The sequence below is a fragment of the Rhodoflexus caldus genome (assembly GCF_021206925.1).
In the GTDB taxonomy this organism is placed as follows: domain Bacteria; phylum Bacteroidota; class Bacteroidia; order Cytophagales; family Thermoflexibacteraceae; genus Rhodoflexus; species Rhodoflexus caldus.
Map to the genome: position 1 here is coordinate 213,567 of NZ_JAJPRF010000005.1, position 22,558 is coordinate 236,124.

At 48.0% G+C, this 22,558-nt stretch carries 20 protein-coding genes and 3 tRNA genes; 11 read left to right on the forward strand and 12 right to left on the reverse strand.

Translation table 11 applies throughout. From position 1 onward, the window contains the following. Positions 1-301: 301 nt before the first annotated feature. The 6 genes from tuf to phbB all read right to left on the reverse strand — a co-directional run bounded on the left by tuf (position 302) and on the right by phbB (position 4,088). Positions 302-1,489, reverse strand: coding sequence for an elongation factor Tu (gene tuf / locus NDK19_RS08495; protein WP_250631444.1), 1,188 nt, complete (start codon positions 1,487-1,489; stop codon positions 302-304). 45 nt (positions 1,490-1,534) lie between these two features. Next, positions 1,535-1,606, reverse strand: a tRNA-Thr gene (locus tag NDK19_RS08500). Between the two features lie 26 nt (positions 1,607-1,632). Then, a tRNA-Gly gene (locus NDK19_RS08505) sits at positions 1,633-1,705 on the reverse strand. 19 nt (positions 1,706-1,724) lie between these two features. Then, a tRNA-Tyr gene (locus NDK19_RS08510) sits at positions 1,725-1,807 on the reverse strand. A gap of 191 nt (positions 1,808-1,998) precedes the next feature. Next, positions 1,999-3,177 carry an efflux RND transporter periplasmic adaptor subunit gene (locus tag NDK19_RS08515; RefSeq protein ID WP_250631445.1) on the reverse strand — a complete coding sequence of 393 codons (1,179 nt, stop codon included), beginning with the start codon at positions 3,175-3,177 and terminating at the stop codon, positions 1,999-2,001. A gap of 161 nt (positions 3,178-3,338) precedes the next feature. Next, positions 3,339-4,088, reverse strand: a complete 750-nt coding sequence (gene phbB, locus NDK19_RS08520) for an acetoacetyl-CoA reductase (protein ID WP_250631446.1) — start codon at positions 4,086-4,088, stop codon at positions 3,339-3,341. Between the two features lie 107 nt (positions 4,089-4,195). Here phbB and NDK19_RS08525 point away from each other — a divergent pair, with 107 nt between their 5' ends. From NDK19_RS08525 to tpiA, 3 genes are all read left to right on the forward strand, one after another. Beyond that, positions 4,196-5,998 (forward strand): glycosyltransferase, encoded by a 1,803-nt coding sequence (locus NDK19_RS08525; RefSeq protein ID WP_250631447.1) that lies wholly within the window; start codon positions 4,196-4,198, stop codon positions 5,996-5,998. Positions 5,999-6,147: 149 nt separating this feature from the next. After that, on the forward strand, positions 6,148-6,594 hold the full coding sequence (locus NDK19_RS08530) for a DUF1016 N-terminal domain-containing protein (protein ID WP_250631448.1): 447 nt from the start codon (positions 6,148-6,150) through the stop codon (positions 6,592-6,594). Positions 6,595-6,805: 211 nt separating this feature from the next. Further along, positions 6,806-7,579, forward strand: a complete 774-nt coding sequence (gene tpiA, locus NDK19_RS08535; protein WP_250631449.1) for a triose-phosphate isomerase — start codon at positions 6,806-6,808, stop codon at positions 7,577-7,579. Between the two features lie 238 nt (positions 7,580-7,817). Here tpiA and NDK19_RS08540 read toward each other — a convergent pair whose 3' ends face one another. Continuing rightward, entirely contained in the window at positions 7,818-8,432 is a 615-nt protein-coding gene (locus tag NDK19_RS08540; RefSeq protein ID WP_250631450.1) for a hypothetical protein, read from the reverse strand. A gap of 133 nt (positions 8,433-8,565) precedes the next feature. Continuing rightward, a complete protein-coding gene (locus tag NDK19_RS08545) occupies positions 8,566-8,988 on the reverse strand; it encodes a YybH family protein (RefSeq protein WP_250631451.1) in 423 nt (140 codons plus the stop codon). A 59-nt stretch (positions 8,989-9,047) separates the two neighbouring features. On the opposite strand from NDK19_RS08545, the gene NDK19_RS08550 reads away from it, so the two are divergent. The 6 genes from NDK19_RS08550 to NDK19_RS08575 all read left to right on the forward strand — a co-directional run bounded on the left by NDK19_RS08550 (position 9,048) and on the right by NDK19_RS08575 (position 14,996). After that, positions 9,048-9,767 (forward strand): OmpA family protein, encoded by a 720-nt coding sequence (locus NDK19_RS08550; RefSeq protein WP_250631452.1) that lies wholly within the window; start codon positions 9,048-9,050, stop codon positions 9,765-9,767. 57 nt (positions 9,768-9,824) lie between these two features. Further along, a complete protein-coding gene (locus NDK19_RS08555; RefSeq protein ID WP_250631453.1) occupies positions 9,825-10,262 on the forward strand; it encodes an FKBP-type peptidyl-prolyl cis-trans isomerase in 438 nt (145 codons plus the stop codon). A 3-nt stretch (positions 10,263-10,265) separates the two neighbouring features. Beyond that, positions 10,266-11,075 carry a glycosyltransferase family 2 protein gene (locus tag NDK19_RS08560; RefSeq protein WP_250631454.1) on the forward strand — a complete coding sequence of 270 codons (810 nt, stop codon included), beginning with the start codon at positions 10,266-10,268 and terminating at the stop codon, positions 11,073-11,075. A gap of 137 nt (positions 11,076-11,212) precedes the next feature. Further along, the gene (locus tag NDK19_RS08565; RefSeq protein WP_250631455.1) at positions 11,213-12,679 is read left to right on the forward strand and encodes an alkaline phosphatase PhoX; all 1,467 of its coding nucleotides are present in this window, start codon (positions 11,213-11,215) and stop codon (positions 12,677-12,679) included. Positions 12,680-12,753: 74 nt separating this feature from the next. Next, on the forward strand, positions 12,754-14,580 hold the full coding sequence (locus NDK19_RS08570) for a cytochrome c peroxidase (RefSeq protein WP_250631456.1): 1,827 nt from the start codon (positions 12,754-12,756) through the stop codon (positions 14,578-14,580). A gap of 5 nt (positions 14,581-14,585) precedes the next feature. Next, positions 14,586-14,996: a QcrA and Rieske domain-containing protein gene (locus NDK19_RS08575; RefSeq protein ID WP_250631457.1), complete on the forward strand. Its 411-nt coding sequence runs from the start codon at positions 14,586-14,588 to the stop codon at positions 14,994-14,996. 3 nt (positions 14,997-14,999) lie between these two features. Here the strand turns inward: NDK19_RS08575 and ung are convergent, their stop codons facing one another. From ung to NDK19_RS08595, 4 genes are all read right to left on the reverse strand, one after another. Beyond that, positions 15,000-15,662 (reverse strand): uracil-DNA glycosylase, encoded by a 663-nt coding sequence (gene ung / locus NDK19_RS08580; protein WP_250631458.1) that lies wholly within the window; start codon positions 15,660-15,662, stop codon positions 15,000-15,002. Between the two features lie 104 nt (positions 15,663-15,766). Continuing rightward, on the reverse strand, positions 15,767-16,072 hold the full coding sequence (locus tag NDK19_RS08585) for a DUF4286 family protein (RefSeq protein ID WP_250631459.1): 306 nt from the start codon (positions 16,070-16,072) through the stop codon (positions 15,767-15,769). Between the two features lie 16 nt (positions 16,073-16,088). Beyond that, a complete protein-coding gene (locus NDK19_RS08590) occupies positions 16,089-17,093 on the reverse strand; it encodes a 3-oxoacyl-ACP synthase III family protein (RefSeq protein ID WP_250631460.1) in 1,005 nt (334 codons plus the stop codon). Between the two features lie 104 nt (positions 17,094-17,197). After that, the gene (locus NDK19_RS08595; RefSeq protein ID WP_250631461.1) at positions 17,198-18,070 is read right to left on the reverse strand and encodes an MBL fold metallo-hydrolase; all 873 of its coding nucleotides are present in this window, start codon (positions 18,068-18,070) and stop codon (positions 17,198-17,200) included. A 106-nt stretch (positions 18,071-18,176) separates the two neighbouring features. Here NDK19_RS08595 and NDK19_RS08600 point away from each other — a divergent pair, with 106 nt between their 5' ends. Together NDK19_RS08600 and guaB are read left to right on the forward strand one after the other, a co-directional pair. Next, positions 18,177-20,918 (forward strand): TonB-dependent receptor, encoded by a 2,742-nt coding sequence (locus NDK19_RS08600; protein ID WP_250631462.1) that lies wholly within the window; start codon positions 18,177-18,179, stop codon positions 20,916-20,918. Between the two features lie 160 nt (positions 20,919-21,078). Beyond that, positions 21,079-22,551, forward strand: a complete 1,473-nt coding sequence (gene guaB / locus NDK19_RS08605) for an IMP dehydrogenase (RefSeq protein WP_250631463.1) — start codon at positions 21,079-21,081, stop codon at positions 22,549-22,551. Positions 22,552-22,558 lie beyond the last annotated feature (7 nt).

A 22,558-nucleotide genomic window follows, 5' to 3' on the forward strand; every position in this document is an offset into this window, starting at 1 on the left:
TAACCCCTCCAAGTAGTTTCCCCGATGGAAAATCAAGCATAGACAATAACCCTTTTTCGTAGAAGCGCACATCTTGCTGCCGGTTAGTATTAGACTTATACAAGAGAGCAAGGGTTTTACGAAAAGTGATTGTGTAAATATTTGAAAAACAAGCATTTAAACCTGACATGTCTTGAAAATCTGTCAGTTTTGTGTACTTGGATAGTTTTCAGAGGATTTGCAGGATTTACAGATGTCTGAAAAAAGAAAAGCCCTACCAATTGGCAGGGCTTTTTATCTATGAAAGAAAGATTAGTTAGTCTTAGTTGATGATTTCAGTTACCTGACCTGCACCTACTGTACGACCACCTTCGCGGATAGCGAAACGCAGACCTTTCTCCATCGCTACTTCTTTCTGCAATGTTACAGTGATAGTGATGTTATCACCGGGCATAACCATTTCAACGCCTTCAGGCAGAGAGATAGTACCTGTAACGTCAGTTGTACGGAAGTAGAACTGAGGGTTGTAGCCTTTAAAGAATGGTGTATGGCGGCCACCTTCTTCTTTAGACAGAACGTAAACTTCTGCTTTGAATTCGGTGTGAGGCTTCACAGAACCGGGCTTACAGATAACCATACCACGGCGGATAGCGTCTTTGTCAATACCGCGCAGCAGCAGACCTACGTTATCACCTGCTTCGCCGCGGTCTAACAGTTTGCGGAACATTTCCACACCTGTTACAGTTGATTTCAGACCTTGAGCACCCATACCGATGATATCTACTGCATCACCTACGTTTACTACACCGCGCTCGATACGGCCTGTAGCTACAGTACCACGACCGGTGATAGAGAACACGTCTTCAACAGGCATCAGGAATGGCTGATCAATCAGACGCTCAGGCAGAGGAATATAGTTATCAACCGCATCCATCAATTGCTCAACAGTAGCAACCCACTTAGGTTCACCGTTCAGAGCACCCAGTGCAGAACCACGAATTACAGGGATTTCGTCGCCGGGGAATTCGTAGAAGCTCAAAAGCTCGCGGATTTCCATTTCAACCAAATCCAACAGTTCAGGGTCGTCCACCATGTCAACTTTATTCATAAACACCACCAGCGCAGGTACACCTACCTGACGAGCCAGCAGGATGTGCTCACGAGTTTGAGGCATTGGACCGTCAGTAGCAGCTACTACGATGATAGCACCGTCCATTTGGGCAGCACCGGTAACCATGTTTTTCACATAATCGGCGTGACCAGGGCAGTCTACGTGAGCGTAGTGACGCTTTTCAGTTTGATATTCTACGTGAGCGGTGTTGATAGTGATACCACGTTCTCTTTCTTCGGGAGCGTTGTCAATTGAAGAAAAGTCACGCTTTTCAGCAAGACCTTTTTCAGAGAGAACTTTGGTGATAGCAGCGGTAAGTGTAGTTTTACCGTGGTCAACGTGTCCGATTGTACCTACGTTTACGTGAGGTTTGGAGCGGTCAAACGTCTCTTTAGCCATTTTGATAATTAGTTAAAACGATGTTATAAAATTTTTGATGTATTGAGCCGTTGAGCAGAATTGAACTGCCGACCTCTTCATTACCAATGAAGTGCTCTACCCCTGAGCTACAACGGCTTGTTCAAAAGTCGTAGTAAAATAAGAGCGGGAGACGAGGCTCGAACCCGCGACCTACAGCTTGGAAGGCTGTCGCTCTACCAACTGAGCTACTCCCGCATATAAGAAGTAAAACAAGTGGGGAGAGAAGGATTCGAACCTTCGAAGTCGTAAGACAACGGATTTACAGTCCGTCCCATTTGGCCGCTCTGGAATCTCCCCAAGAGTATTATTTCCTCAATGTACTACCGACTTCAATTCTGAAATGGTGCGCAAAGTTATGTGCTTTCTCTATTTCCGCAAAGGTTTGCAAAAAAAAAGTTGAGACTTTTTGTGCCTCAACTTTCAAATATTTTCCAAGTGGCAATTATCTTTTTGATTTTCAACAACTTACAAAAAATACCGACTAGCTTTTATTTCTGCTTTTCTTTGGCATCAGGCACTTTCAGCTTGTCGTTTTTGCCAATACCGCTCAAAATCTCGATGTTGATGCCGTCGGAAAGGCCTGTTTTTACCAAACGTTTCTCAAATTGCTGATTGGCTTTTTCTACTTCTACGAATACGCTGTCCTTTTTGCCGAACTGCAAGGTGCTCTCTTTGATGGCCAATACCTGACGGCGAGTATCGAGCACGATGTCTGCATTGGCACTGTATCCCGCTCGGATGTAGTCGCCGGGCTCGAGCAGTACTTTGGCGCGAATATCAAATTTTACCGCACCTTCCTCGGTTTTTCCCTTGGGGGCGATGTACTCTAATTCTGCTTTAAACGTTTTGTCGGGGATAGCGCCAATGGTCAGGTTGAGGGGCATACCCACCTTAATTTTGCCTACTTCCGACTCATCTATTTTGCCTTCAAAAATGAGGCTGTTCATGTCTGCAACAATAGCTACCGTAGTGCCTTCGTTAAAATTGTTGCGCTCAATAACCGAAGAGCCGGCTTTTACGGGAACATCCAGCACGGTGCCGTCGAGTGTAGAATAGACTTCGTTGGAAATACGTCCGGAGTTTTGCAGCACATTCTGGCGGATAATGTCCAAATCGCGCTCGGCGGCGGCAAGTGCTTCTTTGCGAATGTTGTAATCTAATTGCAACCGCGTGAGTTCCTGTTGAGAAATGGCTTTTTGAGCAAACAGTTTTTCGCCGCGTTCTTTCTCTATGCGGGCAGTTTCAAAGTTGGCACGCGCCGTTTCTAACTGATTTTCGGCGTTATTAATGGTGCGCAGGTCGCTGTTTTTACCTGCCAAGTTTTGCACTACGCGTACTTTGGCTATCAGTTGCCCTGCTTTAACCTGCTGCCCTGCCTCTACGTAAACGGCTTCTACCACGCCCGATACCTGAGGCTTAATTTGCACTTCGCGTCGCGGGATGATAGCACCTGTGGCTACTGTTTTTTTGACGATATCGGTAATAAAGGGCGTTTCGGTTTTGTAAATAACGGTTGGCGTTTTAGAGCGCTGTACAAAATAGTATCCCAACCATACTGTGCCGGCAACAAAGCCGAGTATCAGCAATCCGATAAAAATTTTCTTCACGAGAGCGGCGATGTTAAATCTTTTGGGTTCTTCTAACGTCATGGTGGAAGGCATGCTCATAAGCGTATTGGTTTTCAAAGGTAAATGATGCAAATGAATGTGATAAAGTTGCACCTACCTTCACCAATAGCATACCTTGTTTTGTAAATTACTGATTAACAATATTTTGCGTTTAAGCAACCGTTGCAAACTGTTCGTTAGTGAACAGCGTGGCGTTCAACTTAGTACATGTGCTGCCCGCCATTGATGGCGTAGTTGGCACCGGTGATAAAACTACTGTTAGGCGATGCCAAGAAGGATACCAAAGCGGCAATTTCATCGGTTCCGCCAAACCTTCCTACGGGGATTTCGGGGAGAATGCGCTTGTTGCGCACCTCTTCGGGAATTGCCAGCACCATATCGGTGGCGATGTAGCCCGGAGAGATGGTGTTTACCGTAATGCCTTTGCGCGCTACTTCCAGCGCAAGGGTTTTGGTGAGCCCATGGATGCCGGCCTTTGCTGCCGCATAATTAACTTCGCCAAACTGCCCTTTCTGCGCACTGATGGACGATATATTGATGATTCGCCCGTAACCGCGCTCTATCATGGGGTTAATCACATGGCGGCAGCAGTTAAAAACGCCGTATAAATTAACCTTGATGACCGCATCCCAGCGTTCAAATGTCATTTTGCGAAACTGACCGTCTTGCGTCAGGCCTGCACAATTGACAAGGACATCTATGCCGCCCACTTCCTGCTCAATAGCTTGTATCATTTTGCCCACGCCCTCAAAGTCTGCCACATCTGCTTGGTACATATCGAACTGCAAACCGCTTTCCTGCATCTGCAAACGCCATTTTTCGGCTTTTTCCCATGTTTTGTAGGTAGCTACCACGCGGTAACCATCGGCAGCCAGTTGTTTGCAAATAGCAGTACCAAGCCCTCCGGTAGCACCGGTAACAAGGGCAACGTATCGGTTATGGGCATCCATAGCACAAGTCAGGTTGATTTTTTTTCAGGGTTTCAAAATTAAGCGGATTGTACTAAAAGTAAATTTTTTGTTTAATTTGAACGCGGCGAATTTATCCTCAAAAACTCATGAATCAGGATTCCCCTTTGTTGATAGAAACCGCTTGGGAGGTTTGCAATCAGGTAGGCGGTATTTATACGGTTATCAGAACTAAAATTCCGGCCGCAGTGGCTGCATGGAAAGAAAACTACTGCTGTTTAGGGCCTTATATACATCCGAACGTGCAGGCAGAATTTGAACCTGCCGATTCGGGAGATTATGACAATCCGATAGGCAGAGCCGTACAAAAAATGCGCGAGTCGGGTTTTGAGGTGCATTATGGGTATTGGTTAGTAACGGGCAAACCCCGAGTAGTGCTTTTCAATCCGTACAGCGTCTATCATCGGCTGGGGGACATTAAATACGAACTGTGGGAGCACCACAAAATAGGTACACCCGACAACGTAGAACTGATTAATCAGGTAGTTGCCTTTGGCTACATGGTGAAAGAATTTTTTATTCGCCTTGCCGATGGGCAAAACACCAAGCAAAAAATTATCGGACATTTCCATGAATGGATGGCAGGCACGCCCATTCCCGAAATTCGCTACCTGAATCTGCCTGTTACGATGGTGTTTACCACACATGCCACACTGCTGGGGCGCTACTTGGCAATGAATGACCCCGATTTCTACAACCACCTGCCCTTCCTGAACTGGGCACACGAAGCGCGGCATTTCAATATTGAACCTTCGGTAGCCATGGAGCGGGCAGCAGCACACGGCGCACAGGTATTCAATACAGTAAGCGATGTTACGGGCGAGGAGTGCATTCACTTGCTGGGGCGCAAACCCGACAATGTAGTGCCCAACGGATTGAACATTGAGCGGTTTGTAGCCCTGCATGAGTTCCAAAATTTGCACTTGGAATATAAAAAGCAGATTCATCGCTTTGTGATGGGGCATTTTTTCCACAACTACAAGTTTGATTTGGACAAAACGCTGTATTTCTTCACCTCGGGGCGCTATGAGTACCGCAACAAAGGGTTTGACCTGACACTGGAAGCACTTGCCCGCCTCAACGGGCTGATGCGCCTGTATGATATAGACGTTACGGTGGTCATGTTTTTTGTTACCAAACGTCCGTTTACAAGCATCAACCCCTTTGCACTGCATACCCGCGCCATGCTGGAAGAAATCCGCCAGACCTGTAAATCCATCACCGAACAGATTGGCGAGCGGATGTTTAACGAAGTGGCAGGCGGCATCTCCCCCAAACTGCCACCTTTGGAAACGTTCGTAGATGATTACTGGCGGCTGCGATTGCGCCGTACCGTGCAAAGTTGGCGCAGTAAAACCTTGCCGATGGTAGTTACCCACAACCTTGTGGACGACCAAAAAGACGAAATCCTGAACTTCCTTCGCGTTTCGCAATTGGTTAATCATCCTTACGATAAGGTTAAAATTGTTTACCATCCTGATTTTATTTCGCCCGCGAGCCCATTGTTCGGCATGGAATACAACCAATTTGTGCGCGGTTGCCACTTGGGTATTTTCCCAAGCTACTACGAGCCTTGGGGATATACACCGTTGGAATGTATGGCAAGCGGTGTGCCTTCGGTAACAAGCGACCTTTCGGGCTTCGGCGACTATGCCATGAAAAACCTCCGCGATTACGAAGAGAAAGGTGTTTACATTATCAATCGTTACAATCGCTCGTTCAACGATTCGGCCAATCAGTTGGCAGAGCAGATGTTCCGCTTTGTGCAAATGAGCCGCCGCGACCGCATTTCGCAGCGCAATAAGGTAGAAGCTGCTTCCGTGGACTTTGACTGGAGCCGCCTCTACCGCCATTATCAGGAATCTTATCAGATGGCGCTGGAGCGGTTTTAAGTATCAAACAAAAGCCGCCGCGAAGTAACGCAATGCCTACCGGTAAGTTTTGCAGATTGCTCGCTATTTAACATCGAGCAACCACCTTTGACGCTTTTAGGCTTTTTACGCAGCGGAGTTATGATACAGCTCAAAAAAAGCACAGAGCCATGGATAAAGTAGAAACACAACTTTTTCAGGAAATAAGCCTGATTATAGAGGAGAGTAAAAATGCAGTAGCCGTATCTGTAAATGCAGAAATGACTATGCGAAATTGGCGTGTGGGAAAACTCGTCAAGCAAACAATTTTACAAGGCGAAAGAAGCGAATATGGCAAACAGTTAATTAAGAATATCGCACAGCAACTTTCTTTGAGGTTTGGCAATACATGGAATGACAAAATGCTTTGGCATTGCAGCAAGTTCTTTTCTTCCTTCCCCGATGAGCAAATTGTCGCCGCACTGCGGAGAGAATTAACATGGACGCATCTCAAAAATATTGCTTACATAGATGATCCACTCAAACGCGAGTTCTATCTGGAAATGTGCAAGTTAGAACGATGGAGTACGCGAGCCTTACAAGAACACATCAAATCAATGCTCTATGTAAGCAGGTGAGCAGATTAATGCGTTCTTTTTTATTTTACCGAAGAGTGCGCAAAGGTTTAACCGCAATGTATACAAAGAAAAGACTCATCATAAAAACACTCAGTGCTCTTCGCGTAATACTCAGCGGGCTTTGCGGTAAATTTGAAAGGCCGTTTTAACTTGCTCACTAATACAAAACAATCAATCCAATCATTAACAACCCATCTGAAAAACCTACCCCATGAGAAAAAAAATTGTAGCCGGCAATTGGAAAATGAACCTCACCCGCGAGCAAGGAACTATTCTGATTTCCGAAGTGGTCAATATGGTGCATGACGAGGTAAACTCCCGCGTACAGGTTGTGCTTTGTATGCCTTTCCCCTATTTGGGATTTGCCAAAAAACTTTTCCAATCGCAAGCCAATATTGCGCTGGGAGCACAAAACTGCCACGAAAAACCGGCAGGCGCTTACACGGGCGAAGTATCCGCACCAATCCTCCGCTCGTTTGAAGTGGACTACGTGATTTTGGGGCACAGCGAACGCCGCGAATATTTCAAGGAAACCGATGCGGTGCTGGCCGAAAAAGTGCGGCAAGTGCTGGCCAACGGTATGACACCCATTTTCTGCTGCGGCGAATCGCTGGAATTGCGCCAAAGCGGCGACTATATCGGGTTTGTCAAGCAGCAACTGACCGACGGGCTGTTCCACCTTTCGGCAGAGGATTTCGGCAAAATAGTGATTGCCTACGAGCCCATTTGGGCGATTGGCACGGGGCTTACTGCCAGTGCGGAACAGGCGCAGGAAATGCACGCCGCCCTGCGCGAGCACATTGCAGCGCATTACGGCGCTGCCGTTGCAAGCCATACAACGTTGCTCTACGGAGGCAGTTGCAATGCCAAAAATGCCCCCGAACTCTTCGCCTGCCCCGATGTGGACGGCGGACTGATTGGCGGGGCATCGCTCAAATCGCGCGAGTTTGTCAATATTTGCAAAAGTTTTCCTGCCCAAGGATAATATCGGCGTACGTATTTCGGAGAGTTTGCCGTTGCGCGCCGCCGTTGCATGTCTCTAACCAAAAAAGCCTGACAGGTATTGACGACCTGTCAGGCTTAAAATTTAGTTTTGAATATTTTTTACAAGCTACTTGTGTGTTTGTGTAACCGCCGACTTCATACTGCAAAGTCAAAAAAATACACAAACCTGCATTGTCTGCCTGAAAGTCGCATTTTAAAGAAAAGTTACCGCAAACTGCCTAAAAGCTCCAACCGATGCTGATATGTGGCAGGGGAACCCATTGCAAGCGGTCGGTACTGCGTGAAAAATGATAAATCATCGGATAAGCGCCTGCTTGCCAAGTAAAACCGCCTTCAGGCTTGCGGTAGCGATAACCGATGCGCGGCAACAGCAACTGCTCGCGCTTGGGCTGCCATGCCACGTTTTCCTCAATCACACCTGCCGTGGAAGAGGAAGCAAGTGTGCCCGTCAGCACTTCGGCACGCGAAGCTGAAAAGTGTACCCCAAAATCCAAATGATGGCGATTAGAATTTTTACCCAACACATAGCTGTAATCAACACCCGAAGTAAGGGCATGTGTCCATTCATGGCGCACGGTAAACGGCCTGTCTGAACCTTTCACTACGCTTAAACCATAGTGCAGGCTTGCAAATAATTTATGTCGGGATGCCTGATAAATCAAACGTTCATAACCAAAACCTGTCATAGAAGTACCCAATAAGCCATTTACACTGACTGAGTTCTTAGCTACGGGTGTTTCTGATACATTTAATGTGGTTTGTGCAGAGAGAGTGGAAATAATACAAGCAGAAAATGCCAATAAAATTGCAATAGCAAAAATTGATTGCTTCATTTTTTAATGATGTTTTGTTCGTAAGATGAGAATGCATTTGATGGTGAAGCAAAAATAAGCATACAAATCATAAAAGCTTCAAATTGCAAAAAACTACATGTTGCAACATGTAGTTTTTTGCATATTAGCCTGATTACTTTTTCAACCAATCGCCAATGCCGTATGGGTCTTCCAATGGTGCGGAAACGTGCTCGTGTTTAATCTGCCATTGCCCCTGCGCATTTTGGCGCATCACAAAAGTTGCCCGAAACTTTACGGTAAAATCGCGTTCCCGCACATTGACCGTTAGCACAATCATGCCGCCAATCCATGCCATCGTGCCTTCTGTCTCGCAAAAAGGGCCTTCTACCCACTCAATGGATTTAAGTGTAAGCGGCGAATGGCAGAAATCAGCCCATCCTTTTGATATTTTTTCGTAGCCAAGCGTGGTATAGCGCGGCCCTTCCAAAATCACATAGGTTTCTTCCGAAGGCACATAGCTTGCGCAGATATCAGCTACGCGTTTTTCAATAATAGCCCGATAAAAGGCATCATTAGCGGCTAAAACAGGGTTCATAAGGCAATGAAGGTTAAATTTGCAGCAATTTACGTTAAACCTTAAAAGCAAGATTTATCATGCAAACGAAAACAACCAAAGGAATCGTCTTTTTGCTTCTCTTCACGCTTGCGCTGGGCAGTTGCCAAAAGTGGAAAAGCAGCAGCAATACAGCCAAAGGCGGCGTGATTGGTGCAGGCGCAGGTGCTGTTATAGGCGGTGCAATCGGCAGCCGTTCTAAAAATACAGCCGCAGGTGCCATCATTGGCGGTGCAGTAGGCGGTGTGGCCGGTGCCATTATCGGCCGCTATATGGACAAACAGAAAAAGGAACTGGAAGAACAGATAGAAAAGGATAACAAAAACCGCCCTGCCGACGAACAGGTAAAGGTAGAGCGTGTGGGAGAAGGCATTCAGGTTACGATGGGCTCGGGCATTTTGTTCGATTTCAACAAGGCCACTTTGCGCCCCGAAGCCCGCAAAAGCCTGACTACCATGGCCGAAACTTTTAAGAAGTACAGCGATACCGATATCCTGATTACGGGACATACCGATAACATAGGCTCGGATGAGGTAAACAATCGCCTTTCGCAACAGCGCGCCGATGCGGTTGCCAATTACCTCGCATCGCTGGGCATTGACCGCAAACGCCTGCTGACCCGCGGGTTAGGAAAAACCGAGCCGGTAGCCGACAACAGCACCCCACAAGGCCGCCAACAGAACCGCCGCGTAGAAATGGCCATCTATGCCAATGAAAAATTGAAAAAAGATGCGGCAGAAGGCAAAGTAAAAGTGGACTAAATGCCGATTAGGTAAAGTTTTTTTGTTACCTTGCCTTGCATTTTTAATTACAATACAATGTCAAAAACACAAGCACAAACCGGCGACCGTGTAGCAGTTCATTACACAGGCCGATTTTTAGACGGGCAGGTATTCGATACATCACTGGCGCGCAACGAGCCGCTTGAATTTGTTGTCGGAGCCGGCCAAATGATTAAAGGATTCGACGAGGCTGTTTTGGGTATGATGCTCAATGAACAGAAAACCGTTACGCTTGCTCCCGAAGACGCTTATGGCGTTCGCAACGAACAATATATCATCAGTATTCCTGTTTCGCAATTACCGGCAGACCTCAACCCCCAAATCGGTGATGAATTGGTGCTGCGCTTGCAGGACGGCAACAATTTCCCCGTTATTGTTGCAGACCTGAACGCCGATACCATCACGCTGGATGGCAACCACCCGATGGCGGGCAAAACACTGGTTTTTGATATCCAATTGCTCGAAATCGCATAAAGTATGCCGCCTTTGTGCAGCATTATTACAGTAACTTACAATGCCGCTGCGGCGCTCCGCAAAACAATGGAGAGCGTGGCGGCATTAACTTTTACCAATTTTGAGTGGATTGTCGTAGACGGTGCCTCCAAAGACGAAACAATCGCATTATTGACCCGATTTACCGAACAGCACCCGCATATCCACATGCGATGGGTTTCCGAAAAAGACCGAGGTATTTACGATGCGATGAATAAAGGTATCAACTTGGCACAAGGGCAGTGGGTTTGCCTGATGAATGCAGGCGATGTTTTCCATTCACCGCAGGTTTTGTCGCAAATTTTTGCCGACGGCAGCCCTGCCCCTGATGTCATTTATGGCAATTACCACATCCTGTATCCCTATGGTTTTGCCAAAGCCAAGCATACCCCTGCTGCTCCTCCTCCCTTGTGGCAGGGAATGGTTATCAACCACCAGAGTTTGCTGATACGCACCGAATGGGCGCAGCGTTTCCCCTATCGTTTAGACTCCATTGCCGCCGACTATATCCAACTGGCTACCATGCTGACGCAAGGCGCTGTTTTTCAACATGTTGATATTTTCATTGCCGATTACGAGGACGGCGGGCAGAGTTCGCAACGAAAGGAGCGCTACCTCACCGACTGCCGTGATACAGCGCTGCAACTGTTTCCCGAAAAAGCAACGCATATCCAAAAGCATTTCAAGCGCTTGCTTAAGCAACACCGCTTCAATCAATCTATACAAAGCATACTGCCGCCGAGCATATTCTATTGGCTCATGCGTACCAAATATTTCTTAATGAAGTTTTTGTAAAATTCAACAGGATGAAGTTGAATTTTACTTCAACGCAATGTTAAAAATCGGTCTTTTCTTGACAAAGTCTTAAATCTGCTTTCATGTTGAGTTGATTTTTAATGCAGTCCTTTGCGTCAAAATTGTGCAAGACTGCTATGAAAAAATTCTCTACATTTTACAAAATTGTCGGCTGCCTGTCTGTAACGGCATTGGCACTAACCGCATGTAATTCCTCAAAAAATGAGGAGGTGAACAAGGTCGTATTGAAAGACCACTCCGTTACGCCGGCATTGGTCAAAAAGATGCCCGGATTTGAGAATATCCAAGTTTTTTCACTGTTTGGCAGTGATGATAAATTGGCTGCTTCTCCTAACTTCGTATTTGGCGGTTCTGCCGACGGTGCGGGCATGATGAAACTGCCCAACGGTCAATATGCGCTGCTGGTTAATCACGAAGACAATTTTGCTGTTTCACGGCTTGTATTGGACGAAACTTTCAAACCTGTTTCGGCAGAGTACGTATTAAACTCCACCGGTGGCATCTGGCGTTTGTGTTCGGCAACACTGGCTACTCCCGAAGAGCACGGCTTCGGCCCGCTGTTTCTTACTTGCGGCGAAAGCGGTGAGGAGTCTCGCACGCATGGTTTGAACCCTACCGACCCTGCCACAATGGCAAGCAGCAGCCGCGAGCTGCCCGGTTTGGGTCGTTGGAGTGCTGAAAATGCCGTACCGTTGAACAAAAACGCTTATCCGGGCCGTACAGTTATTCTCATTGGTGATGACGACAGCGGTACTACCGGTGGTGGACAAGTTGCCATGTACGTCAGCGACCGCGTAGGCGATTTGGCCAATGGCAAATTGTACATGATGCGCCGCACCGACCGCAATCAACGTGAAATGGATATGCGCTTAGGCACTACTTACGACGTAGAATTTGTAGAAGTTGAAAATCACACGGCATTGACCGGCCGCCAAATTAACGAAGCCGTAAACCGTTTGGGTGCCATTGCTTTCGGCCGCGTAGAAGATATTGACTACCGCAAGGGTTCTGCTGCCAACAACCGTGAGCTTTATTTCTGCGTAACAGGCCAGAACAACACAGGCGTAAATGCCGGCTACAGCCGCACCAAATACGGCCGTGTTTATAAACTCAATCTGGATGCCAACAACCCGTTGAGAGGTAAATTGGAAGTAATTCTCGACGGCGACGACCGCCAAGGCCCTGCTCGTTTGTTCCAAAACCCTGACAATATTTTCGTAGGGGAAAATTATGTGTACATCCAAGAAGATCCCAACGGTTATGGTGATGAAACCCACGATGCCTATATTTATCAGTACGATATTCGCAGCAAGCAACTGCGCCCCGTGATTGAGTGTGACCATCGCCGAGATGCTCCGGATGCAGCTAAATACAATGTCAATGGTCGTTCCCGATTCGGTTCATGGGAGTACGGTGCTATGATTGACGTTTCTGACCTGTTGGGCAGCCCCGATACGTATGTAATTTGCGTACAACCACACACTTGGCGCGGCACACAATACCGCGGTGTTGATGGTGGTACGCTACGCCCGAACGAAGACCAAGCCAGCCAGCTCATCGTTATCAAAGGTTTACCAAAATAATTTTATCACATCTACAATTTTCAAACCTGTCAGGCCTAAAAATCTGACAGGTTTGTTGCCATAATATCTTGTTTATGACAAAAAATTTACTATTCATCGCTTGCTTGCTATTTGCCGCATCTTGTTATTTCATGGCAGGCCGCCACAAAGAAGATACCGCCGAGTTGAGCTATCGCCTGTACGTGCACTACATCAACCGCCTGATGGCAAGTGCTGAGGTAATGCAGCAAATCGTTCGCCAAACCGATGATGAAAAAGCCGTTCAGGAAAGTTTCAAAAAGGCGCGTTTGATTTACAAAAAAATAGAGCCCATAGCCGAATACTACAACCCGACCACTGCCCGAAGCATCAACGGGCCGGCAATCCCCGAAGCTGAAATCTATGATGCCAAAGTTTTGCCTCCGCAAGGCTTTCAGGTGATAGAAGAACTCATTTTTCCATACGATAAATCGCAAAAAAACGAACTCATAGAACAAGTTAATGCGCTGGTTGTCAATATCAAGCATTTAAAATATACAGCCGAGAGCAATACTTTTACCGATGCGCACCTGTGGGATGCTTTGCGCCTGCAATTGTTCCGCATGGCTGCCATGGGCATTGCAGGGTTTGATTCGCCCGTAGCGTTTCTTTCCATTGAAGAAGCTGCGGCATCTTTGGAAGGCATCAAAGAATTTGTCAGCATCTATACCAAGCAGGAAGCACTAATGAAAAAATTGGACAGTGCTATCCTGTTTTTGCAACAAAACCCTGATTTTGAAACATTTGACCGTTTTCACTTTATCAAAAACCATCTGAATCCGCTGGGGCAACAGATGTTGGCGGCTCAAAACGCCCTTGCCATTCCTGTTTTTGACAAAGAAAATCGCATTTTTTATGCGCAGGCAGCACACTTGTTCCATTACGAATATCTGAATCCCGAATTTTTCAAGCCTGCCGCATCCGTAGCCGGCACTCCCGAATTGCTGAACCTTGGCAAAGCGCTTTTCTACGACCCGCAACTTGGGGGCAACAACAGCCGCAATTGTGCCTCTTGCCACCGTCCCGACAAAGCATTTACCGACGGCTTGGCAAAAAGCAGGGCTTTTAATGGCAAAGATTTTATCAGCCGCAACGCGCCTACACTGTGGAATGCCACTTTTCAGGCCACACAGTTTTTAGACGGGCGGGCTGTTTTCATGGAAGACCAAATCCGCGATGTGTTGGCTGCACCCAACGAGATGCACAGTTCGGTAGAAGAGGTTGTCAAAAAAATCAATGCATCGCCTGCCTATCGGGAACAATTTGCCAAAGCCTTTGGCAGGGCAGCAGACGCACCCGTTTCCGAGCAGGAATTTCTCAATGCACTTGCAGCCTATTTGCACTCGTTGGTTGCGCTCAACTCCCGTTTTGACCGCCATATGCGCGGCGAAGGTGAGTTGCTCACCAAAGAAGAAATCCACGGATTTAATTTGTTCATGGGCAAAGCCAAATGCGGCACTTGCCACTTTATGCCATTCTTCAACGGGTTAGTGCCGCCTCATTTTATTCATACCGAAAGCGAAGTTATAGGTACGCCTGCCCAACCTGACACAATCCATGCAAAAATTGATGACGATTTAGGCAAATATCGCCTGCATCAGTTTGATATTTTTAAATTTTCGTTCAAAACCTCTACCGTTCGCAATACAGCCTTGACCGCCCCCTATATGCACAACGGCGTGTATCAAACATTGGATGAAGTGATTGATTTTTACAATCGGGGAGGCGCTGCCGGTATTGGTATTCAATTGGAAAACCAAACGCTGCCACCCGACCCGCTGAACCTGACTGCTGCCGAGAAAAAAGCACTCATCGCTTTCATGCACAGCCTGACCGATACAGTGCGAACCGCTTACATTTCGTCTAAACAAGTCGTCCAATAAGACCGATGGAAAAACTTACCAAAGACCGCCGCCATGCGTTGAAGTTGGGCGGTATTATGCTGTGTGCCTTTGCTTGCGGGAAACCCGATGCAGTACTGCCTGTTGGGGACAAGCCTTTTGAAATTTTACTTACCGAAGGGCAGGCAAAGGCCTTGCAGCAAGTCGGCGGATTTGTATTTGCAGGGCAGTTTTTTGTCATGCGCCTTTCTGCCGCCGAGTTTCGCGTGCTTTCGCGATGGTGTACCCATGCAGCGGGTGCGCTCCGTTTCAATGCAGGTGCAAACTTGTTGGAGTGCCCCGTGCACGGTTCTGTATTCAGCACGGAGGGGACAGTATTGCAAGGGCCGGCCAATGCTCCGCTCAAACGCTATCGCTATGAGCTGCGGCAAGACAAGCTGCTTGTTTTTCCCGATTAAACCTTACCAGTCAATCTCTTGCAAGCCGCGGCTGCGCAAGTACTCGTTGGCTTTGCTGAAATGTCGGCAGCCAAACCAACCCTTATCGGCTGCAAAGGGCGAAGGATGCGCCGCCGTAAGCACCAAATGGCGGGTTTTGTCAATAAACTTGCCTTTTTCTTGTGCGTATTTGCCCCAAAGCATGAAAACCAAGCCTTCTTTCTGTTCGGCTAACAGGTGAACGACCGCATCGGTAAAGGTTTCCCAGCCTTTTTTCTGATGCGAGCCGGGCGTATTGGCGCGGACGGTCAGCGTGGCATTGAGCAGCAGTACGCCCTGTGATGCCCAGCGTTCCAAATTACCTGTTTTAGGAATCGGCTTGCCTAAGTCGGCATGAATTTCTTTGAAAATATTGACCAATGAGGGAGGTATGGGCACATGGTCGGCTACCGAAAAACACAGCCCGTTGGCCTGTCCTTCGCCGTGGTAAGGGTCTTGCCCAAGAATAACGACTTTCACATCGTCAAATGAGCATTTGTCAAAGGCATGGAAGATGAGCCTGCCGGGAGGATAGACCTTTTGCGTGCGGTATTCGTTTTTGACAAACTCTACCAACTGCTTGAAATAGGGCTTTTCAAATTCGGCAGCCAGATGTTCTTTCCACGAAGGGGCAATTTTTACGTCCATGCGGGGCTATGAATTTTTATGAGAAACAATCCCGACGGGCTTTTGAAACCCGCCGGGATTAAGAGGTACTGATATTTCTTAAAGAAATTTCACAACAGTCATTTTTACACCTCTTCCATGAGCGAGCGGAAGGCATAAAACTTTCCGCCAAACTTGTCTTCGGTATCTTTGCGAAGTGTAGGCGCATATTTAGCCTCGTATTCGCGGAATCGCTCCATGCTTTCGCAAGTGTATTGGATGGTGTAGTTGTGTCCCGTGTCGTCTTCGGCGTTGGTGAGCAGGTGGAACATTTTAGCCCCCGTAAACATGCCAGTTGCCAGCACGTCGGGGATGTGCTTGTGTTTCATCCACTGCACCCACTCTTCGCGGACACTTTCGTCTATACTGACGGTAACGTTGTATGCAATCATCTGATTTTCAATTGTTTTACCAGCGAATCAGCGCCGATGCCCAAGTAAACCCGCTGCCAAAGGAACAGAGACAAACCAAATCGCCTTCTTTAATACGACCGGCTTCCCACGCTTCGCAAAGGGCAATTGGGATGGAAGCGGCTGTCGTATTGCCATAGTTTTGGATATTGCTTACTACCTTCTCATCGGGCAGGCCAAGGCGTTGCTGTACAGCCTGTGTGATGCGGATATTTGCCTGATGCGGCACGAGAATGTCAATATCTTCGGGCTTGTAATTATTGGCTTCCAGTGCTTCCATAATGGCTTCCGGCATACGGGTTACAGCGTGTTTAAACACATACTGTCCATTCATCACCGGATAGAAACCGCCACCGGGCTGCAATTCTTCAATCGGGTTGCGGTTTTTAGCGCTCGATTTCGGATAGATAACCGCAAGTTCTTCGGCATATTTGCCTTCGCTGTGCAGATGAGTAGAAAGAATGCCTTTGCCGGGTTCGTCGGTGGCAGAGAGTACGACAGCACCAGCCCCGTCGCCGAAGATAACAGCCACGTGGCGACCATGGTCGGAGTAGTCCAAACCGCTGGAATGGATTTCTGAACCTACCACAAGCACGTGCTTGTACATGCCTGTTTTGATAAACTGGTCGGCAACAGACAGCGCATAGATAAAGCCCGAACACTGCGCGCGCAGGTCAATGGCAGCAATATTGCGGAAATCCATTGCGCGCTGCAAAAGTACACCGGAGCCCGGGAAGTAATAGTCGGGGCTGAGGGTGGCATATACAATCAGGTCTATATCCTGAGGGGTGAGTCCGGCGCGTTGCAAGGCAATTTCAGAGGCTTTGACGGCAAATCCGAAGTTGGTTTCACCCTTTTCGGGGTCAAAATAATGACGTTGGCGAACGCCGGTTCTTTCTACAATCCACTCGTTGGTAGTGTTTACAAAGGCAGTCAGGTCTTGATTTGTAACAACTTTTTCGGGCACGTAGAAGCCCAAACCTGCAATTTTAGAGCTTTTCATTCAGCAGTGTGCGGTTAAAAATTCCATTTCATTTATTCAAAGTACCCTGATAGCAATCAAAATGCCTTCATTTTCGTTGGCAAAAATAAATAAAAACTTAGTTTTCAAGCGCTTAATTCGCTTAAACGGAAGAAGTCTTTCGGGCGGATGCCTTTATCGGTTTGTTGCAGCGTACAGCACTCATGTACGGGGTCGTGCTCAAAAAACAGCACCCAGTTTTCGGCTAATGCACGGTTCAGCACTTGTTCCTTTTCCTGCAAAGTAAGCAGCGGGCGCACGTCGTATGCCATCACGTAGGGCAGCGGAATATGACCGGCGGAGGGCAGCAAATCGCCGCAGAACAGCACTTTTCTGCCTTTGAAACTAATCAGCGGCAGCATTTGCTTTTCGGTGTGTCCATCTACTGCCACAAGTTCCACACCTTCTGCAAAAGGAACAACAAGCAATTGGCTGTCGGTTGTTTGTTGTGGCAATTGAACCATTTTCAGTTGCCCGCTCTCTTGCATGGGCAGCAGGTTTTCGCTCAGGAAACTTGCTTTTTCCCGCGCATTGGGCTGAATTGCCCACTGCCAGTGCGCCTCGTTTGTCCAATAGGTGGCATTTGGGAAAGTAGGTTGCAGTTTACCTTCGCCTGTGCGGACTACTCCCCCGCCACAGTGGTCAAAATGCAGATGCGTAAGGAATGCATCGGTGATGTCATTAAAATTGAGGCCAACCTTGTGCAACGAGCCTTGCAGCGAAGCATCGCCGTGGAGATAGTAATGGCTGAAAAACTTTTCGCTTTGCTTGTTGCCGATACCGTTGTCTATCAGTATCAAGCGGTTGCCTGTTTCAACCAGCAAACAGCGCATCGCCCATGTGCACATATTGTTGGCATCGGGCGGATTGAGATTTTGCCAAATGGTTTTAGGCACAACGCCGAACATAGCGCCGCCATCCAGTTTGAAAAAGCCTGTGTCTATCGTATGCAATTGCATGATTTTCAGATTTTTTGATGTTTTGTTAAGGTTTTATTAAACAGAAATGGACTTTCCGATAGGATGCACTAAATTTTAGGCGAATTAAACTCAACCTGTTCAATTTATGAAAAAACTTTATTTACTCATTTTGATGTGTTGGTTTGCCGCTGCGGCAATGGCACAAAACTTCAAAGGCAAAGTTACTGATAATGACGGCAACGGCTTGCCGGGCGTATCGGTTGCCGTTGCGGGCGGTTCGCAAGGAACGGTTACTAATGCGGAAGGCAACTTTGGCCTGCAACTCAAACAAGGCAATTACAAAATCCGTTTTTCATTTATCGGTTATAAGACTTTGGAACAAAATGTAACCATTGGCTCTGAGCCTGTTACATTAGATGTCAAACTGGAAGAAGACATTGTCAGCCTTTCCGATGTAGTTGTGTTGGGTTCTCGTTCTGCTGCCGTGCGTACAAACGTGGAAACGCCCGTACCGGTAGATGTAATTACGATGAAAGACCTGCAAATGACGGGACAAATTGAGCCTACACAAATGATTAACATGGTAGCACCTTCATTTAACTCTGCCCGCCAGACAATAGCCGACGGTACTGACCACATAGACCCTGCTACCCTGCGCGGCCTCGGTCCCGACCAAGTACTGGTTTTGTTAAACGGCAAACGCCGCCACAATCAGGCTCTTACCAACGTAAACGGCACCGTAGGGCGCGGTTCGGTAGGTACTGACCTGAACGCGATTCCTGCCGCTGCCATTGAACGCATTGAAGTGCTGCGCGATGGAGCAGCCTCTCAATACGGCTCTGATGCCATTGCAGGGGTTATTAACGTGGTGATGAAAAAAGAGGCCGGCACTTCGGCAAACCTCCACTGGGGACGGCACTATGCAGGAGACGGACGAGCACTCAACCTCGGCGTTTACCATGGTTTGAAAGTAGGCAAAGCAGGTACTATCAGTTTTGCGGGCGACTTCCGATTCCGCGAGCCTACCAACCGCGCAGGCGACTATACAGGGCCGGTTTACGTAAACTGGAACACAGGCACCGACATTGCCCGCCGCCAGCAACTGTTTGAACAAGACGAGGCATTGATTGCACAACGCGGTTTCAGCCGTGCCAAAAACATGCAAATAGGCAACTCTAAGGTGGACAACTTCGGCGGTATGGTCAATGGCGACTTGCGAATCGGTAAAAAAACCAATTTCTACTTTACAGGGATGCTGAACTATCGCCGCGGACAGGCTGCAGGCTTCTACCGCTATCCTTTCCAAACCACACAGGTGATTGCCGACCTGTACCCCAACGGATTTTTACCGCAAATTCATTCCACCATTTGGGACAGGTCATTCTTGGCAGGTCTGAGCGGTGAATTTGGCAACGGTTGGCGCTGGGATTTATCCAACGTATATGGCGGCAACTCATTCCGTTTTGATGTTAAAAACTCAAACAATGCTTCTCAATTTGCTTTGGGAGCACGTGCACAAACCGAGTTCTATTCCGGCAAACTGGGCTTCAACCAAAATACAACCGACTTTGGCGTTTCTAAGGATTTCGGTAAAGCAGTTGGTCTGAAAACCTTCAATGTAGCGGCAGGTTTGAACTTCCGCATAGACCAATACTCCATTGAAGCAGGTGAAGAAGCCTCTTGGCGAAACTATGACCCTGCATCGGGCAGAGCAGGCGGCGCACAGGTATTCCCGGGCTTCCAACCCGCCAATGCCGTTAATCAAAGCCGCAATGTGCTGGGTGCTTATGTGGACTTAGAGTCTGACCTGACCGATAAATTACTGGTAAACGTGGCCGGTCGCTTTGAAAATTACAGCGACTTCGGCAGTAACTTTGCCGGCAAGTTGAGCGCGCGTTACAAATTTGCCGATGCGTTCTCTGTCCGCGGCGCTATTTCCAACGGCTTCCGTGCGCCTTCGGTACACCAAAGTGCATTCAGTGCCATTTCTACGGTGTTCGTATCTGTGCCGGGTTTGGGCTTGCAGCCTCGCCAGCAAGGCACATTCCGCAATGGCAGCGCCGTTGCCAACGCATTTGGTATTCCTAAACTCAAAGCAGAAACCTCTGTAAACATCAGTTTTGGCGCTACCTCGCAAATTACCGATAACATCAGCCTGACCGTAGATGCTTATCAGATTGATATTAATGACCGCATCGTATTGACGGGGCAATTCCAGCGCGGTACTTCCCCCACAGGCCAGCGCATCGCACAAATTCTCGACCAAGCCGGCCAGCAGGAAGTAAACGCCGCCGTATTCTTTACGAATGCCGTGAACACGCGCACCAGAGGTTTGGACGTGGTATTGAGCGGCAATCAGCCTATCGGCAAAGGTACGCTGACGGTAACTTTGGCAGGCAATATGAACCGCACCGAAGTACAAGGCGACCCGAAAGTTTCGGAAACACTGCCTCCCGACCAGTTCGGCAACATCTTGTTTAACCGTCAGGAGCGCGCCCGCTTGGAACTGGCACAGCCACGCAGCAAATACACACTTGGTATGAACTACAAGGTAGGCAGCTTTGGTACCAACTTGCGTATTACTCGTTTCGGCCGCGTGGAATCGTATGACCCCGCCAACCCTGCATTAGACGAAACATTTTCGCCAAAAGTGGTTACTGACCTGAACGTAAACTACCGCATCACTAAAAACATAGGCATCATGGTAGGCGCTAACAACCTTTTTGATGTGTATCCCGACCCACTGCGCGTAAACCAATGGCCTACGCCAACCCGCACCACGTCGTTAGATAACACCTCGTTTAACCGCTTCATTTACAGCCGTAACGCTACGCAGTTCGGTTTCAACGGCGGCTATTACTATTTCAGCATCAGTGCCAACTTCTAATCAGCCGCACAAAGGTCTGCATCCGAGCGTCTGACCGACAGCCAATCCCGACAGGTCGTGTAAAGCCCCTGTCGGGATTTTTATTTTGTACTGTTCGCAGGTTTCTCCGCTTTATCCTTTATCTTTGCGTGGCAAATAAGAACACCTAATTATTTGCTGCATGGCCTCCTCTTTTGAATCTCCTTTTGTCATGGAAGCGCTCACATACGACGACGTATTGTTGCTTCCTGCCTACTCCGAAGTACTGCCCCGCGAAACAGACACTTCCACGCAACTGACCCGCAACATTCGTTTGAGCATACCGATTGTTGCTGCCGCAATGGATACCGTTTCGGAAGCCGAAATGGCAATTGCCATGGCACAAGAAGGCGGTATTGCGTTCATTCACAAAAACATGAGCATTCAGAAGCAGGCCGAGCAGGTGCGCAAGGTCAAGCGTTCTGAAAGCGGTATGATTGTAGACCCCATTACCTTGCAACCGCACATGAGCCTGCTTGAAGCCACTCGCATGATGCGTGAGATGAAAATCGGAGGGATTCCTGTGGTTAATGCCGAAGGGGCACTGGTAGGCATCATCACCAATCGCGACCTGCGTTTCCGAAAAGACTTGTCCGTTACGGTAGGCGAAGTAATGACCAAAGAAAACCTCATTACGGCTCCGGCAGGCATTGACATGAATCAGGCAGAAGAAATTTTGCAACAATATCGCATTGAAAAATTGCCGATTGTTGATAAAAACAACAAACTCATCGGCCTGATTACCTACAAAGATATTTTGAAGCGCAAAGATAACCCCGATGCCTGCAAAGACTCGCTGGGTCGTTTGCGCGTAGGGGCTGCCGTTGGCGTTACACCCGATATCATAGACCGCGTACAAGCACTCAAAAATGCGGGAGTAGATGTGATTACCATAGACACGGCACACGGCCACTCGCGCGGGGTAATTGAGACGCTGAAAATGGTAAAAAAACATTTTACCGATTTAGATGTAATTGTAGGTAATGTGGCTACTGCCGAAGGTGCAAAAGCATTGGCAGATGCAGGTGCTGATGCAGTAAAAGTAGGTGTAGGGCCGGGCAGTATCTGTACGACACGCGTTATAGCAGGTGTGGGAATGCCGCAACTGACGGCCGTGGTGGAAGCATCGCGCGCATTGGCAGGCTCGGGCGTGCCTGTAATTGCCGATGGTGGTATTCGTTTTTCGGGCGACATTGTAAAAGCTATTGCAGGCGGTGCCAACAGCATCATGATTGGCTCGTTGCTGGCAGGCACCGAAGAAGCCCCCGGCGAAGTGATTTTGCTCGAAGGAAGAAAATTCAAATCTTATCGTGGAATGGGTTCGCTGGAAGCTATGGAAGAAGGTTCCAAAGACCGCTACTTCCAAGACGCGGAAGACGATATCAAGAAATTAGTACCCGAAGGCATTGTAGGTCGCGTTCCTTACAAAGGCAGGGTAGAAGAAGTGATTTATCAGTTAGTTGGCGGCTTGCGTGCCGGTATGGGCTACTGCGGTGCACCAAACATTGCAGCGCTCCAAAAAGCCAAATTTGTGAAAATTACGGCAGCAGGTATGCGCGAAAGCCATCCGCATGACGTAATCATTACCCGCGAAGCTCCTAATTACAGCCGTTAAACACGTA

Coding starts and splice junctions, on each gene's coding strand:
- tuf (WP_250631444.1), bottom strand. CDS start 1,489: ATGGCTAAAGAGACGTTTGACCGCTCCAAACCTCACGTAAACGTAGGT.
- NDK19_RS08515 (WP_250631445.1), bottom strand. CDS start 3,177: ATGAGCATGCCTTCCACCATGACGTTAGAAGAACCCAAAAGATTTAAC.
- phbB (WP_250631446.1), bottom strand. CDS start 4,088: ATGGATGCCCATAACCGATACGTTGCCCTTGTTACCGGTGCTACCGGA.
- NDK19_RS08525 (WP_250631447.1), top strand. CDS start 4,196: ATGAATCAGGATTCCCCTTTGTTGATAGAAACCGCTTGGGAGGTTTGC.
- NDK19_RS08530 (WP_250631448.1), top strand. CDS start 6,148: ATGGATAAAGTAGAAACACAACTTTTTCAGGAAATAAGCCTGATTATA.
- tpiA (WP_250631449.1), top strand. CDS start 6,806: ATGAGAAAAAAAATTGTAGCCGGCAATTGGAAAATGAACCTCACCCGC.
- NDK19_RS08540 (WP_250631450.1), bottom strand. CDS start 8,432: ATGAAGCAATCAATTTTTGCTATTGCAATTTTATTGGCATTTTCTGCT.
- NDK19_RS08545 (WP_250631451.1), bottom strand. CDS start 8,988: ATGAACCCTGTTTTAGCCGCTAATGATGCCTTTTATCGGGCTATTATT.
- NDK19_RS08550 (WP_250631452.1), top strand. CDS start 9,048: ATGCAAACGAAAACAACCAAAGGAATCGTCTTTTTGCTTCTCTTCACG.
- NDK19_RS08555 (WP_250631453.1), top strand. CDS start 9,825: ATGTCAAAAACACAAGCACAAACCGGCGACCGTGTAGCAGTTCATTAC.
- NDK19_RS08560 (WP_250631454.1), top strand. CDS start 10,266: ATGCCGCCTTTGTGCAGCATTATTACAGTAACTTACAATGCCGCTGCG.
- NDK19_RS08565 (WP_250631455.1), top strand. CDS start 11,213: ATGAAAAAATTCTCTACATTTTACAAAATTGTCGGCTGCCTGTCTGTA.
- NDK19_RS08570 (WP_250631456.1), top strand. CDS start 12,754: ATGACAAAAAATTTACTATTCATCGCTTGCTTGCTATTTGCCGCATCT.
- NDK19_RS08575 (WP_250631457.1), top strand. CDS start 14,586: ATGGAAAAACTTACCAAAGACCGCCGCCATGCGTTGAAGTTGGGCGGT.
- ung (WP_250631458.1), bottom strand. CDS start 15,662: ATGGACGTAAAAATTGCCCCTTCGTGGAAAGAACATCTGGCTGCCGAA.
- NDK19_RS08585 (WP_250631459.1), bottom strand. CDS start 16,072: ATGATTGCATACAACGTTACCGTCAGTATAGACGAAAGTGTCCGCGAA.
- NDK19_RS08590 (WP_250631460.1), bottom strand. CDS start 17,093: ATGAAAAGCTCTAAAATTGCAGGTTTGGGCTTCTACGTGCCCGAAAAA.
- NDK19_RS08595 (WP_250631461.1), bottom strand. CDS start 18,070: ATGCAATTGCATACGATAGACACAGGCTTTTTCAAACTGGATGGCGGC.
- NDK19_RS08600 (WP_250631462.1), top strand. CDS start 18,177: ATGAAAAAACTTTATTTACTCATTTTGATGTGTTGGTTTGCCGCTGCG.
- guaB (WP_250631463.1), top strand. CDS start 21,079: ATGGCCTCCTCTTTTGAATCTCCTTTTGTCATGGAAGCGCTCACATAC.